Origin of the sequence: Cupriavidus alkaliphilus (genome assembly GCF_014191175.1) — a bacterium.
GTDB lineage: Bacteria > Pseudomonadota > Gammaproteobacteria > Burkholderiales > Burkholderiaceae > Cupriavidus > Cupriavidus alkaliphilus.
In genome coordinates, this window is the sequence record NZ_JACHWE010000009.1 from 190,652 (window position 1) to 204,204 (window position 13,553).

A 13,553-nucleotide genomic window follows, 5' to 3' on the forward strand; every position below is an offset into this window, starting at 1 on the left:
CAGCCGGGCGCCGGCAGCGCGGCCGCGCTAGGCCGCATCGAGCCGGCTCCCCAGCCCGTACACCGACGACAGCCGCACGCCGTTGTGCGGCCACAGCGCCAGCTTGGTGCGCACGCGCGACAAGTGGCTGTCCACGGTGCGCGAGGCCGCGTCCATGTGATAGCGCCAGACCTGGTCGACCATGGTCTGGCGCAGCACCAGCGAACCCAGGTTGCGGAACAGCAGCACCGCCAGGTCGAATTCCTTCGGGGCCAGCAGCACCGGCTTGCCCTGCACCCACACCTGCCGCTCGGCGGTGGCAAAGCGGAACGGCCCGTGTTCCAGGTCGCAGTCGGCGCTGGCCGGCCGCGCGCGGCGCAGCAGCGCCAGCACGCGCGCGGCCAGTTCCGCGCTGCGCAGCGGCTTGGGTACGTAGCTGTCCGCGCCCTGCGCCAGGCAGGCCGCGACAAAGCCTTCTTCGTTCGAGGCTCCGGTCAGCATCACCGGCATCTCGTTGCCCAAGGTGCGGCGCACCCACGCCAGCACTTCCAGCGCCGGCAAGCCCGGCGTATCGCAATCCAGCATCAGCAGGTCGAACGACCTGCCGCGCAGCGCGCCGATCAGTGCGCGCCCGCTGAGGTAGCGCGTGCATTGGTGGCCGTTCAGGCGCAGAGTCTGTTCGATGCTGACGGCGAGGGTGGGGTCCGCCTGCAGCGCGGCGATCTTCACGGACGTGGCTCCTGTGCGCGGACGCACCGCAGTGCGCCGCCGGGGTGGACACAGCTCGACAAACAGATTGCGTGGGCACGGGTCGGCCCGCAGCGAAGCCCATGGTAGGAGCGGCCCGCTGAGGCGAGAAGTAAAAGATTGTTGAAAGGCGAGATTGAGCGCTTTCCTATTCGGGCGGGCCGCGACACCGGATTAAATGTCCCGCTGATGGCCAGCTACGTCGGAGGCAACATGGGAAAGAAAACGGCATCGCGCATTGCATCGCTCGAGGACGCGCCCGCGGATGCGGCGCTGATCCGCCAGGTCGTCGCCAGCGCGGGATTCGAATGCGTCAGCTTCAGCGAAAGCCGGCGCCTGCTGCTGGCGCTGCGCGACGCCGGCTTCGACCTGCTGCTGCTGGACTGGCAGATGCCGGACCTGTCCGGGCGCGAGGTGCTGGCCTGGGTGCGCACTCACCTGGACCGGCGCATCCCGGTCATGTTCCTGAGCTGCCGCGATGCCGAGCACGATATCGTCAGCGCGCTCGCCGCGGGCGCCGATGACTACATGGTCAAGCCGATCCGCCCGGCCGAGCTGGCCGCGCGCATCGAATGCCTGCTGCGGCGCGCGTATCCCGCGCAGGCATCGCCGCACGCGCCGCTGCGCTTGGGCGAGTACGCCTTCGACTGCGCCTTGCGCCGGGTCACCTGCAACGGGCAGCCGATCGGCCTGACGCCCAAGGAGTTCGACCTCGCCGTGCTGCTGTTCCGCCACGAAGGCCGCATCGTCACGCGCGACCACATCACCGCCGCGGTCTGGGGCCGCGAGATCTCGCCGATGTCGCGCACCATCGATACCCACGTATCGCGCGTGCGCAGCAAGCTGGGGCTGCAGGCCGAGCACGGCATGCGGCTGACCCCGGTCTATACGCATGGCTATCGGCTGGAGCGCGTGGCACACGCCGAGCGGGCCGCGGCATGACGGCGCGTCAGTTGCGCCTTGCGCTGGTTGCCGCGGCGTTGTGCCTGGGTGCCAGCCGTCTGGTGCGACGAAGCTGCGGCGCCGCTGCGGTGCCGGCGCCGGCTGGCGGCAGCAACGTGCGCGACCCGGCCGCCGTGCTGGACATGCTGCTGCATGTGCTGGGCCACGACCTGCGCCAGCCCAACGCGTCGCTGCTGGCGTGGCTGGCGCTGCGCCAGACCCGCTCGCAGGCCGATGCGGCGCTGCTTGAGCAGGTGGGCGGCCATGCGCGCCGCTCGCTGCGCCATATCGACGACCTGAACCGGCTGCTGCGCGAAACCCGGCATGCCTACCGGATGCGGCGGATCGCCATGGAAACCCTGCTCGATGCAGCGCTGGACCGCGTCTGGTCCGAAGCCGGCGAGGCCGGGATCCGGCTGGAACGGCCGGCCGGACGCCTGCCGCGCATCGGCGGCGACGCGGCGATGCTCGCCAGCACGCTGGAATGGCTGCTGGCCGGCGCCATCGGCGCGGCGGCGCATGGCACGGCCTTGCGCACCGCGTGCCGCGGCCATGCCGGTGGCGTGGCGCTGTCGATCGTGTTCCAGCCCGCCGATGACGCGGGCGCCGCGCAACTGGCCCGGCCCGGACCCGCGCTGCTGTGCGCGCAGCGCGTGGTGGCGCGCCATGGCGGGCTGCTGGTGCCGCTGCAGCCGATGCAGGGCGCTGCCGCGCAGGCCGGCTGGTACCTGTGGCTGCGGCGCCAGCCGCGCCCATGAAAAAAGGCACCCGAAGGTGCCTTTTGCCAGGAACTGCTGATCAGGTCCCGATCAGAAGATGTGGCGGATACCCAGCGCAGCGCCGGTCTGGTTGTTGCGGCCCGGCATTTCGGTGGTGGTGCCGCCCGAAACCTTGTTGAAGTCAACCGTGCCGTAAACCTGGGTGCGCTTGGACAGCGAGTACTCGGCCAGCAGCACGCCGGTGTAGCGGCGGCCGTTGTTGTTGTTCACGCCGTTCTTGTTCTCGACGTAGTCGCCGTAGAACACGCCGGTCAGCGCCAGGGCCGGGGTGGCCTGGTAGGTCAGGCCGATGTAGCCGATGGTGTCCTTGCGCGGGTTGCTGGCGGCGCCGGCTGCGACCACGCCCGGTGCCGGAGCGGCAGCCGAGTTGTTCAGGAAGCCGTTGTCGATGACGCCGGTGCGGTCCTTGCCGCCGATGTAACCCACGAACAGCTTGGCCGGGCCAAAGGCGTACTTACCGGCAGCGCCCCACATTTGCTGCTTGTTGCCGTTGATATCGCGGACTTCCTGGTACACGCCGCCGATGCCGAACGGACCGAACGAGTAGGCGGCACGGGTGCCCCAGTACTGGTTCTGGCTCATGCTGCCCGGCTGCTCGCCGAAGCCGTAGCTGGCGCCGACGTCCAGGCCGCCGAACTTGCCGGCGTAGCTGACCACGTTGTTGTTGCGGAACTGGGTCAGGAAGAACGGCCAGGCGTTGTTGGTGTAGTTGCCGATGGTCAGCGGATCGTAGTCGCCGAAGAAGTTAAAGCCTTCGGTGTACTGGCGGCCCAGCTTGATCGTGCCAAAGTCGCCCGACAGGCCGACATACGCCTGACGGCCAAACAGGCTGTTGTTCTGGTTGGCGCGGCCGGTATCCGGGTCAAAGCCGCCTTCCAGCTGGAAGATCGCCTTCAGGTTGTTGCCCAGGGCTTCGCTGCCCTTCAGACCCCAGCGGCTGTTGGTGATGGCGCCGTTGGTCAGTTCCCACGAGTTGTCATTGTTGGCGTTCGCGTTCGTCTGGAAGCGGATGCTCTGATCGACGATACCGTACAGGGTGACGGAGGTTTGTGCGAAAGCCGAACCTGCCAACAGGCTGCCGGCTGCGAGGACGATGGCCGATTTCTTCATGGTGCTCCTTTTCTGTCTTGTACTGTGCCCTTCGCCGGATCACGGCGGGGATAAAGTCTACGTTTCGTGTAAACGCCGCGAAAATTTAACAAAACGTAAGGAACAAGGACACAAAACTCCTTGGAGCCGCGCTTTCAAGCAGGAAATTGGTGCAATTCCGTTGTCTGGCCGCTACAGAATTCTGCATTCCGGGGCTGGGGCAGCGATACAGCACGGCCTGGAAGCCGCGCGCTGGCGCTGTGGCGGGGTCGCACGTGAGGGTGCGAAGGCGGAAGCAGGGAGGGGGCCGGAGCCCCGAAGGCGCAGGGACCCGGCGTTGCCGGGTCCCGTGCTCAGTGCTGCGGGATTTCGATCTTGACCTCGAGCACTTCGAGGTTGTCCTGGCGTTCCAGGCTGACGCGCAGGTCCTGGTCGCCGATCTTGACGTACTTGGAGATCACCGCCACCAGCTCGCGCTGCAGCGCGGGCAGGTAGTCGGCGGGGGCGGAATGGCCGGTGCGCTCATGCGCCAGAATGATCTGCAGCCGCTCCTTGGCGACCGACGCGGATTTCTTCTTCTCTCCCAGCAGGAAGGAAAGGATCGACATGGGGTGAGCCCTCCTTGACCGTTACTTGTTGCCGAAGATGCGCGAGAACAGCCCCGGCTTCTGATAGTCGGTGAAACGCATCGGCTTGTCCTTGCCGAGGAAGCGGTCCACCACGTCGCCATAGGCGTCTGCCACGTCGCTGCCTTCCAGGTGGATGGCGGGCGTGCCCTGGTTGGAGGCGTGCAGCACCGCTTCCGATTCCGGCACCACGCCGATCAGCTTGATGCGCAGGATTTCCTGGATGTCGGTCAGCGACAGCATCTCGCCGCCATGCACGCGCTTGGGGTTGTAGCGGGTGATCAGCAGGTGTTCCTTGATCGGCTCGCCACCCTCGGTGGCGCGCTTGGTCTTGGACGCCAGGATGCCGAGGATGCGGTCCGAATCGCGCACCGACGACACTTCCGGGTTGGTCACGATCAGCGCCTCGTCGGCGAAGTACATGGCCATCAGCGCCCCCGATTCGATGCCGGCGGGCGAGTCGCAGACGATGTATTCGAAGTCCATCTCGATCAGGCCGTTGATCACCTTCTCGACGCCCTCGCGCGTCAGCGCGTCCTTGTCGCGCGTCTGCGAGGCCGGCAGGATGAACAGGTTCTCGCACTTCTTGTCCTTGATCAGCGCCTGGCGCAGGTTGGCTTCGCCCTGCACCACGTTGATCAGGTCATACACCACGCGGCGTTCGCAACCCATGATCAGGTCGAGGTTGCGCAGGCCGACGTCGAAGTCGATCACGGCAGTCTTGTGGCCGCGCAGGGCCAGGCCGGCGGCAAAGCTGGCGCTGGTGGTGGTCTTGCCGACGCCTCCCTTGCCGGAGGTCACAACGATGATTTTTGCCATGGCTCTTTGGTCCAGTAATAAGTTGAAGCTTGCGCTCTCTGCGATTCGGTCCCGAGGGGCGAGCGGTTACTTGAGCCGCAGCGCTTCGAGGATCAGTTTTTCATCGGCCAGGCGCACCTGGGCGGTCTTGCCGTGCACATCGGCCGGAAGCGTCTGCTCCGCGGTCCGGTAGATGCCGGCGATGGAAATCAGTTCGGGCTCCATGCACGTGCTGAAGATGCGCGCGGCGGTGTTGCCCTTGACGCCCGCCAGCGCGCGGCCGCGCAGCGGGGCATAGATATGGATGTTGCCTTCGGCGATGACCTCGGCACCGTAGCTGACCACGTCCATGATGACCACGTCGCCATGCGCGTAGACCTGCTGGCCGGAGCGCAGCGGCTTGTCGATCAGCAGGGTCTGGGTCTGGCGCATGGCGGCGGCCACGGCGGCGTCGGTGGCCGCCTGCGCCGCGGCGCGGGTGGCTTCCTCGCGCGCCGCCTGTTCGGCGGCGGCCTGTTCCGCGGCGGCAGCGGCCTTGGCCTCGGCGGCACGCTCGGTGGCGCCGCTGCGGCGGGACTGGCTGTCGAGCAGCGGCAGGCCGAAGCGCTCGGCCCACTCGCGCTGGCCCGCACGGGCCACCACGCCGATGGCGCGGGCCTTGAGCGTGGCCAGTGTGTCGATCACGGTGCCGAGCGCGACTTCGCTGTCGTCTTCCAGCGCGCGCAGGTCCAGCGCGATCACGTCATTGGAGAAGAAGTCGGGGGTGGCTTCGAAGCGGGTGAGGAGGTCATCCCGCAGCGCAGCCATGTCGGCGGTCTGGAGGGCGAGAAGGAGGGCGTCGACGTTGCCACTGCGCAGCTCGAAGCGTGGCGATTTCTTCTGGGACATAGCCGGGTGACCGTGGAAATGCCACATTCTAACGTTGTATCTGTCGCGAACTGTAACAATTGGATCGATATGTACCGCAGGTGGCGCGTGGGCTCCATGCGCGCGCCGGTGGCGCGGCGCAAGTGGGGCCGGCGCGGCTTGCGCAGCAGCGGAACCGCGCAGTGCGGGCATCGTGCAAAGCCTTGTTACGATTGCGCCATCTGATCAGCGGAGTTTCCATGGGCGCCATCGTCAATTGCGTGGCTTACCGGCAGGGCAAGCGGCTCGGCACGGTGAGCATGGAGGAAATCCCTGCGGTGCTGGCGGTGCCCGGCACCTTCATCTGGCTGGGCCTGCACGAGCCTGAGCTGGCGCTGCTGCGCCAGGCGCAACAGGCGTTCGGCCTGCACGACCTCGCGGTCGAGGACGCGACGAACGCGCACCAGCGGCCCAAGCTAGAGGCGTATGGCGATTCGGTGTTCGTGGTGCTCAACACCGCGCAACTGGTGGAGGACGAAGTCGCGGTCGGCGAGACCCATCTCTTTGTCGGCCCCAACTACGTGGTCTCGGTACGCCACGGCGCCAGCAGCACCTATGCGCCGGTGCGCGAGCGCTGCGAGCACGACCCGCACGGCCTGGCGAACGGCCCCGGCTACGTGCTGTACGCGCTGATGGACTTTGTCGTCGACCACTACCTGCCCATCGTCACGCGCCTCGAGGACACCTTCGAGGCGCTGGAGCAAGGCATCTTCCGCGATGAATTCGACCGCGCCGCAATCGAGCGCCTGTACCAGATCAAGCGCCAGGTGCTGCGCCTGCGCAATGCGGTCAGCCCGGTCGAAGACATGTGCGGCCAGCTGATCCGGCTGCACGAAACGCTGGTGCCCAAGGAATTGCGCGCCTATTTCCGCGATATCGAAGACCACGCCAGCCGGCTGGTGCGCACGCTCGACGTGGTGCGCGAAATGCTGACCACGGCGGTGCAGGTCAACCTGGCGCTGGTGACCGTCGGCCAGAACGAGGTGGTCAAGCGGCTGGCCGGCTGGGGCGCGATCCTGGCGATCCCCACCGTGGTGTTCAGCCTGTACGGCATGAACTTCGATTTCATGCCCGAGCTGAAAGTCCACTACGCCTATCCGGCGGTGATTGGCGTGACCGCGGTGGCGTGTGGCGCGCTGTGGCGGCGGCTGCACCGCGCGGGCTGGATCTGAGTCGGACTTGGTATTTATTGGCGCGACGAATGATCGGCTTGTCATTGCTGGCTGCTTGATTATTCGCGCCGATAATCCGGCCGCTATCCGGCACCCCGGCTGACTCCTAAACTGGAACAGAGAAGGCCCAGCGCCCGGAGTCCGCCATGTCGAAAGCCCATTCCCCGCATGCCGCCGTGCTGGCCGGCATCCTCAGCGCATGGCTGTGCCTGCCTCCGGCCGCCGCCGCACCGCAGCCGCCCGCTCCCGCGCAGGCGCAGACCCGCGACGCTGTCGCGGCTTACGAATCGGGCCGCTTCGATGAAGCCTTGCACGGTTTCGCCGCCGCCGCGCGCCAGGGCAACCGCCTCGCGCAGTTCAACTACGCAATGATGCTGCTGCGCGGCGAGGGCACCGCCGCCCGGCCGCAAGAGGCGCTGGCGTGGCTGCGCAAGGCGGCCGACAACGGCATGACCCACGCGCAATACACCTGGGGCGATCTCTACGAGCGCGGCGAACTGGTGCCGAAATCGCTGGAAGAGGCGAACCGCTGGTATGAGCGCGCGGCGCAGGGTGGCCATGTGCAGGCGCAGATGGAACTGGCGACGAACTATTTCACCGGGCGCGGCGTGCCGCGCGACTACGCGCAGGCGTTTGCGTGGTACCGGCGCGCGGCGAGCGCGGGGGATGGCGGCGCGCAGTACATCGTCGGTAGCTTCTACGAGCGCGGCGAGCCTGGCGTGGTCGACCAGGATATCGAGCAGGCGAAGATCTGGTACGCGCGCTCCGCGGCCCACGGGGATCCGGGCGCGCTGGCGAAGCTGAGGTCGCTGCTGGAGGAGACGGCGAGGGGAAGGGCGGGGATGTAAGGCGTGTCGGAGTACACCAGCCTTTCATTGGCCGAGGGCTGGCTCCCTCTCCCGCTTGCGGGAGAGGGGAGCAAACAAGCGGGTTAGAAAGGACTGCCCCTCAGCCCAGCTTTTTCCTCAGCAACTCGTTCACCTGCGCCGGATTCGCCTTGCCCTTGGTCGCCTTCATTGCCTGCCCGACCAGCGCATTGAATGCCTTCTCCTTGCCCGAGCGGAATTCCTCGACCGACTTGGCATTGGCGGCCAGCACGTCGTCGATGATCTTCTCCAGCTCGCCGCTGTCGGACATCTGCTTCAGCCCCTTGGCCGCGATGATGGCGTCGGCGTCGCCGCCGTGCTCGCCCGCCCACATTGCCGGGAACACGTCCTTCTTGGCGGTGTTGTTCGATACCGTGCCGTCGGCGATGCGCGCGAGCAGGCTGGCCAGTTGCGCCGGCGTGACCGGGGCGGCGTCGATGGCGATGCCCTCGCGGTTGAGCTGCGAGGCCACGTCGCCCATCAGCCAGTTGGCGGCGGGCTTGGCGTTGGCGGCGCCCGCGCCGGCGACCACGGCTTCGTAGTAGGCGGCGTAGGCTTTGGTCGCGGTCAGCATGGTGGCGTCATACGCCGACAGACCGTATTGCGAGACGAAACGCGCCTGCATCGCCGCCGGCAGCTCCGGCAGTTCGCCGCGCACGCGCTCGATCCAGCCGGCGTCGATCTCCAGCGGCATCAGGTCCGGGTCGGGGAAGTAGCGGTAGTCGTGCGCGTCTTCCTTGGTGCGCATGGCGCGGGTTTCGCCGGTGTCCGGGTCGAACAGCACGGTGGCCTGCTGGATCTTGCGGCCGTCTTCGATCTCGGCGATCTGCCACTGCACTTCGTAGTCGATGGCCTGCTGCAGGAAGCGGAACGAGTTCAGGTTCTTGATCTCGCGGCGCGTGCCGAATTCCTTCTGGCCGACCGGGCGCACCGACACGTTGGCGTCGCAGCGGAAGCTGCCTTCCTGCATGTTGCCGTCGCAGATGCCCAGCCACACCACCAGCGAGTGCAGCGCCTTGGCGTACGCCACCGCTTCGGCGGCGCTGCGCATGTCGGGCTCGGTGACGATTTCCAGCAGCGGCGTGCCGGCTCGGTTCAGGTCGATGCCGGTCATGCCGGCAAAGTCTTCGTGCAGCGACTTGCCCGCGTCTTCTTCCAGGTGCGCGCGCGTCAGGTTGACGGTCTTCTCGTAAGACTCGCCCTGCTTGCCCTCGACCTGGATGGTGATGGTGCCGCCCTGTACCACCGGGATCTCATACTGGCTGATCTGGTAGCCCTTGGGCAGGTCGGGGTAGAAGTAGTTCTTGCGCGCAAAGACGCTGCGCGGCGCGATGGTGGCGCCGATCGCCAGGCCGAACTGGATCGCGCGCTCGACCGCGCCCTGGTTCAGCACCGGCAGCACGCCCGGCAGCGCCAGGTCCACCGGCGATGCCTGCGTGTTGGCCTCGGCGCCGAAGGCGGTGGAGGTGCCGGAAAAAATCTTGGAGGCCGTCGACAGCTGCGCGTGCGTTTCGAGGCCGATCACCACTTCCCATTGCATGGCGGTATTCCTGTTCGGTTCTTTCGGTGTTGTCTGTTGCAAGGGAGCGGCAGCGCCGCCCCGGTGTTCTGTCTGGTGTTCCTGTGCCGTCAGGGGTCGGGACTGGCCAGCCAGGAGTCGAGCTGGGCCAGCGCGGCCACGCGTGCCACCGCGTCCCCGCCCACCGTGACGCTCTGGCTCTTGCGCATGGCGGCAGCGGGCACGTCGGTGCGCCGATGCAGCTCGCTGGTGCCGTCAAAGCCGTGATAGGCGCCCGGGAATATCTCCAGCCGGAAGCGCGCGCCCGGCTGGCGCGCCTGCACCGCGCTCTGCAGCATGGCGCAGCGGGTCGCCGGGGTCCAGTCGTCGGCGCCGCCGATCATCAGCAGCAAGGGCGAGCGCAGGCGGAAGCTGTGCTGCTGCACCGCGCGCTTGCAGCCCGGGTAGAACGCCACCGCGCGCTCGACCTGCGGCGTGCCGGCCGGCCACGGGCGGCTGGCGTCGACGGTGGCCAGCACCGCCTGCGCGCCGTTCGACCAGCCCAGCAGCACGATGCGCGCGGCGTCGACCGCGGGCTGCTGCGCCACCCAGCGCAGCGCGGCGAGCGCGTCGGCGCGGCGGGTGCGGTCGTCGATGGCGCGGTTGTCGATGGGCTCGGCGCAGATGCCGTGCGGCTTGCCGCGCGCGCTGAAGCTGTCTGGCATCAGCACCGCGTAGCCGCGTTCGGTGAGCCAGTGCGCGTATTCGCGGTAGCGTTGCTGCAGCAGCGCGGCAACGTCGGCGGTGTCGGTGCCCGCTGCGGCGGTGCCGTCGCGCGCGGCGCGCTGCGCCAGCAGGCCGCCGCAGCCGTGCAGCGCCACCACCACCGGCAGCGCGCGCGGCGTGGCGCCTTCGCGCGGCAGGAACCAGTAGGCGGTCAGCGCCGGCGTGGCGGCATCGCCGCGCAGCTGGACCCGCTGCGCGGGCATGGGCGCGACTGCCGTTCTGGCGGCTGCCGATGAGGCGGGCGCGGCGCGGCTCACCGCGTTGGGCGCCAGCACGCCCGCCGGTGTCAGCGGTGCCGGCGCGTCCAGCGCGGGTGCCGGCAGATCCGGCGTATGCGCCGCGGCGCCGGCCAGCCATGCGCTAAACCCCAGCGCCACCGCGGCGCGCAGCCACGCGCGCGCCGGACGGGCGGCGCGCGGCGCGTGTTGCGGGGTGGCGGGGGCGTGGACCATGGCCGGCTTCAGTGGTTGCAGTGGCGACGGTGGCCTCAGCGCGTGCGGGCGCAGGCGCCGGTGCCCGGCTCGAACATCACCGGCCAGGCTTCCTCATAGATGCCGGGGCTGCAGCGCTGCTGGCAGTTGGCGTGCGCCAGCGTGACGCGGCGCGGATCCTGCCACACCATCAGCTTGCAGCCGCTGCCGTCGTTGGCGCGCAGCTCGATATGCGGCTTCTTCTGGGTCTGGCGGAAGTCGGCCAGGTTGAAGCTGCACGAGCCGCGCTTGCCGACCCACAGCTTCCACGACAACTGCTGCACGCTGTTGTCCGAGATGCGCAGCTGCGCGTCTTCGCGGAAGCCGTCTTCCTCGGTGCGGCGGCAGTCGCCGGCCAGGTCGATGTCGCGGCTGGCGATCGGCGTGGGCTTGCCGATGATCGGCAGCTGGATGCAGCCGGCGACGAGCGCGGCGAGCGCCGCGGCGGCAAGCAGGCGGAGCAGGGTGCGGGTCATGGTCAGGCCTTGGCGGGGCGGCGCAGGTGCCAGTCGGTCGCCTGCTGGAACGCATGCGCGGCCTGCAGCAGGCGCGCCTCGTCGAAGTAGTTGCCGATCAGCTGCAGGCCGACGGGCATGTTGCCCTCGCCGAAGCCGCACGGCACGCTCATGCCGGGCAGGCCGGCCAGGCTGGTCGACAGCGTGAAGATGTCGGCCAGGTACATCTGCACCGGGTCCGAGGTCTTCTCGCCCAGCTTCCACGCCACCGTCGGCGCCACCGGGCCCATGATCACGTCGCACTGGGCGAAGGCGCGCTGGAAGTCGTCGGCGATGATGCGGCGGATCTTCTGCGCCTGCAGGTAGTAGGCGTCGTAGTAGCCGTGCGACAGCACGTAGGTGCCGACCATGATGCGGCGCTTGACCTCGGCGCCGAAGCCTTCGGCGCGGGTCTTCTTGTACATGTCGAGCAGGTCACGGTAGTCGGCGGCGCGGTGGCCGTAGCGCACGCCGTCGAAGCGCGACAGGTTGGACGACGCCTCGGCCGGCGCGATCACGTAATACACCGGGATCGACAGCTCGGTCTTGGGCAGCGACACCTCGACTAGCGTCGCGCCCAGCTTCTCGTACTCGGCCAGCGCGGCGCGCACGGCCTGCTCGACGTCGGCCGCGAGGCCCTTGCCGAAGTACTCCTTCGGCAGGCCGATGCGCAGGCCGGCCAGCGGGCGTTCGGCCGTGGCGCCGGCGCGCGGCTGGCCCAGCAGGCGGGTGTAGTCCTCGTCCACGCCGCCTTGCTCGGGCGGGATGCTGGTCGAGTCACGGGAGTCGAAGCCGGCCATGGCGTTGAGCAGCAGCGCGCAGTCCTCGGCGGTATGGGCCATCGGGCCGCCCTGGTCCAGCGACGAGGCAAAGGCGATCATGCCGTAGCGCGACACGCGGCCGTAGGTCGGCTTGATGCCGGTGATGCCGGAGAACGATGCCGGCTGGCGGATCGAGCCGCCGGTATCGGTGCCGGTCGCGGCGGGCGCCAGGCCGGCGGCGACGGCCGCGGCCGAGCCGCCCGACGAGCCGCCGGGCACGCGGCTGGTGTCCCACGGATTCTGCACCGGGCCAAAGTACGAGTTCTCGTTGGACGAGCCCATCGCGAACTCGTCCATGTTGGTCTTGCCCAGCGTGACCATGCCGGCGGCGGCCATGCGCTCGACCACGGTGGCATCGAACGGGCTTTCATAGTTGCCCAGCATCTTCGAGCCGGCGGTGGCGCGCCAGCCGCGCGTGACGAACACATCCTTGTGCGCGACCGGCACGCCGGTCAGCGGCGCGGCTTCGCCGCGCGCGCGGCGTTGGTCGGCGGCGCGGGCCTGGGCCAGGGTCAGTTCGGCATCGACGTGGATAAAGGCGTTGAGCGCGGCGGCCTGCTCGATGCGGGCCAGGTACTCGCGCGCGAGTTCCTCGGCGGAGACGGTGCGCGCGGCCAGGGCGTCGGCGAGCTGGCGCAGGGAAGTCACGGAATCAGCGGAAAAGGGCATGACAGTCGGTTGGCATCAGGGGTGTTGTACTGGCGGGCGGACCGTGTCGTGGCTGGCGGCGCGGGGCGGCACGGGCCGGGCAAGGGTCATTCGATGACCTTGGGCACCAGGTACAGGCCGTTTTCGGTGGCCGGCGCGGGGCGCTGGTAGTCGGCGCGGCGGTCGGCCTCGGTGACCACGTCCTCGCGCAGGCGCTGGACCATGTCGCGCACGGCCGACAGCGGATGCGCCAGCGGCTCGATGCCGGTGGTGTCGACCGCCTGCATCTGCTCGACCAGCGAGAAAAAGTTGTTCAGCTGCGCAAGCGTCTGGGCGGCCTCGTCATCGCTGGTTTCGATGCGGGCGAGGTGGGCAATGCGCTTGACGTCGGATAGGTCGAGGGCCATGGCGTGTGGATCGATGCTCGGATACTCAGATACGAAGGGTGGCGCGGGCTGCGCCGGCGGCTGGCTCACGGGGCCGCTGCGTCGCGCGGCCCGGGGCCTGACCATGGGCGCCGGAGGGCGCCCCGGAGTCGTCAGAATTGCAGGTATTTTCAGGCTGTAAACGCCCGAAGCAGCCAGAATTATAAGGTATCATTGCGAGTTACCGACCTTTGGCAACGCCTACGCCACATGGCCTGCGGCCGGCGCCTGCGCGCCCGGTGTCCGAAGGCGCCCGAAGGGCAAACCTGGGTCCTCTGATTAGGCCTTGCCGCCGGTCCCCGCATGTTGCGCGACAGCCAGCATGATGCGCCGGTGTCTGCACATTTCCGCGAACTTTTCGGCGGGGTCTAATCAAAGGTTCCCGTAGGGCCGGCGCGTGCGTGGCGCCGGCGGTGCCGATCCCATCCCCATCCGGCCGGACAGCCTCCGGCCCGGGCGGCGGGCGGAGCGGGAAGCCGAGAACCATTCCGTATTCAACACAACGTA

General features: G+C 68.5%; 14 protein-coding genes. 4 read left to right on the top strand and 10 right to left on the bottom strand.

All coding sequences use genetic code 11. The annotated features are described in order from the left end of the window. Nucleotides 1–27 precede the first annotated feature (27 nt). Nucleotides 28–708, bottom strand: a complete 681-nt coding sequence (locus FHX60_RS24555) for a response regulator transcription factor (protein WP_092315256.1) — start codon at nucleotides 706–708, stop codon at nucleotides 28–30. Between the two features lie 231 nt (nucleotides 709–939). Between FHX60_RS24555 and FHX60_RS24560 the strand changes: the two genes are divergently transcribed. Both FHX60_RS24560 and FHX60_RS24565 read left to right on the top strand, forming a co-directional pair. Beyond that, on the top strand, nucleotides 940–1,668 hold the full coding sequence (locus tag FHX60_RS24560) for a response regulator transcription factor (protein ID WP_183284920.1): 729 nt from the start codon (nucleotides 940–942) through the stop codon (nucleotides 1,666–1,668). Next, nucleotides 1,665–2,426 (top strand): ATP-binding protein, encoded by a 762-nt coding sequence (locus FHX60_RS24565; protein WP_183284921.1) that lies wholly within the window; start codon nucleotides 1,665–1,667, stop codon nucleotides 2,424–2,426. Before FHX60_RS24560 ends, FHX60_RS24565 begins: the two co-directional genes overlap by 4 nt. Before the next feature lie 51 nt (nucleotides 2,427–2,477). Here the strand turns inward: FHX60_RS24565 and FHX60_RS24570 are convergent, their stop codons facing one another. From FHX60_RS24570 to minC, 4 genes are all read right to left on the bottom strand, one after another. After that, a complete protein-coding gene (locus tag FHX60_RS24570; RefSeq protein ID WP_112776080.1) occupies nucleotides 2,478–3,557 on the bottom strand; it encodes a porin in 1,080 nt (359 codons plus the stop codon). A gap of 332 nt (nucleotides 3,558–3,889) precedes the next feature. Further along, entirely contained in the window at nucleotides 3,890–4,144 is a 255-nt protein-coding gene (gene minE / locus FHX60_RS24575) for a cell division topological specificity factor MinE (protein ID WP_012351386.1), read from the bottom strand. A gap of 21 nt (nucleotides 4,145–4,165) precedes the next feature. Continuing rightward, nucleotides 4,166–4,981 carry a septum site-determining protein MinD gene (gene minD / locus FHX60_RS24580; protein ID WP_112776081.1) on the bottom strand — a complete coding sequence of 272 codons (816 nt, stop codon included), beginning with the start codon at nucleotides 4,979–4,981 and terminating at the stop codon, nucleotides 4,166–4,168. A 66-nt stretch (nucleotides 4,982–5,047) separates the two neighbouring features. Beyond that, nucleotides 5,048–5,848: a septum site-determining protein MinC gene (gene minC, locus FHX60_RS24585; RefSeq protein ID WP_112776082.1), complete on the bottom strand. Its 801-nt coding sequence runs from the start codon at nucleotides 5,846–5,848 to the stop codon at nucleotides 5,048–5,050. 218 nt (nucleotides 5,849–6,066) lie between these two features. Here minC and FHX60_RS24590 point away from each other — a divergent pair, with 218 nt between their 5' ends. Continuing rightward, nucleotides 6,067–7,038 carry a magnesium and cobalt transport protein CorA gene (locus FHX60_RS24590; protein ID WP_112776083.1) on the top strand — a complete coding sequence of 324 codons (972 nt, stop codon included), beginning with the start codon at nucleotides 6,067–6,069 and terminating at the stop codon, nucleotides 7,036–7,038. Between the two features lie 146 nt (nucleotides 7,039–7,184). Continuing rightward, nucleotides 7,185–7,886: a tetratricopeptide repeat protein gene (locus FHX60_RS24595; RefSeq protein WP_183284922.1), complete on the top strand. Its 702-nt coding sequence runs from the start codon at nucleotides 7,185–7,187 to the stop codon at nucleotides 7,884–7,886. A 100-nt stretch (nucleotides 7,887–7,986) separates the two neighbouring features. Here FHX60_RS24595 and gatB read toward each other — a convergent pair whose 3' ends face one another. The 5 genes from gatB to gatC form a co-directional block, all read right to left on the bottom strand. After that, complete coding sequence (gatB, locus tag FHX60_RS24600; protein WP_183284923.1) at nucleotides 7,987–9,444, bottom strand: Asp-tRNA(Asn)/Glu-tRNA(Gln) amidotransferase subunit GatB; 1,458 nt, start codon at nucleotides 9,442–9,444, stop codon at nucleotides 7,987–7,989. Nucleotides 9,445–9,533: 89 nt separating this feature from the next. Continuing rightward, nucleotides 9,534–10,640: a dienelactone hydrolase family protein gene (locus FHX60_RS24605; RefSeq protein WP_183284924.1), complete on the bottom strand. Its 1,107-nt coding sequence runs from the start codon at nucleotides 10,638–10,640 to the stop codon at nucleotides 9,534–9,536. A 35-nt stretch (nucleotides 10,641–10,675) separates the two neighbouring features. Then, nucleotides 10,676–11,134 carry a hypothetical protein gene (locus FHX60_RS24610; RefSeq protein WP_092315240.1) on the bottom strand — a complete coding sequence of 153 codons (459 nt, stop codon included), beginning with the start codon at nucleotides 11,132–11,134 and terminating at the stop codon, nucleotides 10,676–10,678. Nucleotides 11,135–11,136: 2 nt separating this feature from the next. Then, nucleotides 11,137–12,642, bottom strand: a complete 1,506-nt coding sequence (gene gatA, locus FHX60_RS24615) for an Asp-tRNA(Asn)/Glu-tRNA(Gln) amidotransferase subunit GatA (protein ID WP_183284925.1) — start codon at nucleotides 12,640–12,642, stop codon at nucleotides 11,137–11,139. A gap of 86 nt (nucleotides 12,643–12,728) precedes the next feature. After that, complete coding sequence (gene gatC, locus FHX60_RS24620; RefSeq protein ID WP_018006687.1) at nucleotides 12,729–13,028, bottom strand: Asp-tRNA(Asn)/Glu-tRNA(Gln) amidotransferase subunit GatC; 300 nt, start codon at nucleotides 13,026–13,028, stop codon at nucleotides 12,729–12,731. Between the last annotated feature and the right edge of the window lie 525 nt (nucleotides 13,029–13,553).

Coding starts and splice junctions, on each gene's coding strand:
- FHX60_RS24560 (WP_183284920.1), top strand. CDS start 940: ATGGGAAAGAAAACGGCATCGCGCATTGCATCGCTCGAGGACGCGCCC.
- FHX60_RS24565 (WP_183284921.1), top strand. CDS start 1,665: ATGACGGCGCGTCAGTTGCGCCTTGCGCTGGTTGCCGCGGCGTTGTGC.
- FHX60_RS24570 (WP_112776080.1), bottom strand. CDS start 3,557: ATGAAGAAATCGGCCATCGTCCTCGCAGCCGGCAGCCTGTTGGCAGGT.
- minE (WP_012351386.1), bottom strand. CDS start 4,144: ATGTCGATCCTTTCCTTCCTGCTGGGAGAGAAGAAGAAATCCGCGTCG.
- minD (WP_112776081.1), bottom strand. CDS start 4,981: ATGGCAAAAATCATCGTTGTGACCTCCGGCAAGGGAGGCGTCGGCAAG.
- minC (WP_112776082.1), bottom strand. CDS start 5,848: ATGTCCCAGAAGAAATCGCCACGCTTCGAGCTGCGCAGTGGCAACGTC.
- FHX60_RS24590 (WP_112776083.1), top strand. CDS start 6,067: ATGGGCGCCATCGTCAATTGCGTGGCTTACCGGCAGGGCAAGCGGCTC.
- FHX60_RS24595 (WP_183284922.1), top strand. CDS start 7,185: ATGTCGAAAGCCCATTCCCCGCATGCCGCCGTGCTGGCCGGCATCCTC.
- gatB (WP_183284923.1), bottom strand. CDS start 9,444: ATGCAATGGGAAGTGGTGATCGGCCTCGAAACGCACGCGCAGCTGTCG.
- FHX60_RS24605 (WP_183284924.1), bottom strand. CDS start 10,640: ATGGTCCACGCCCCCGCCACCCCGCAACACGCGCCGCGCGCCGCCCGT.
- FHX60_RS24610 (WP_092315240.1), bottom strand. CDS start 11,134: ATGACCCGCACCCTGCTCCGCCTGCTTGCCGCCGCGGCGCTCGCCGCG.
- gatA (WP_183284925.1), bottom strand. CDS start 12,642: ATGCCCTTTTCCGCTGATTCCGTGACTTCCCTGCGCCAGCTCGCCGAC.
- gatC (WP_018006687.1), bottom strand. CDS start 13,028: ATGGCCCTCGACCTATCCGACGTCAAGCGCATTGCCCACCTCGCCCGC.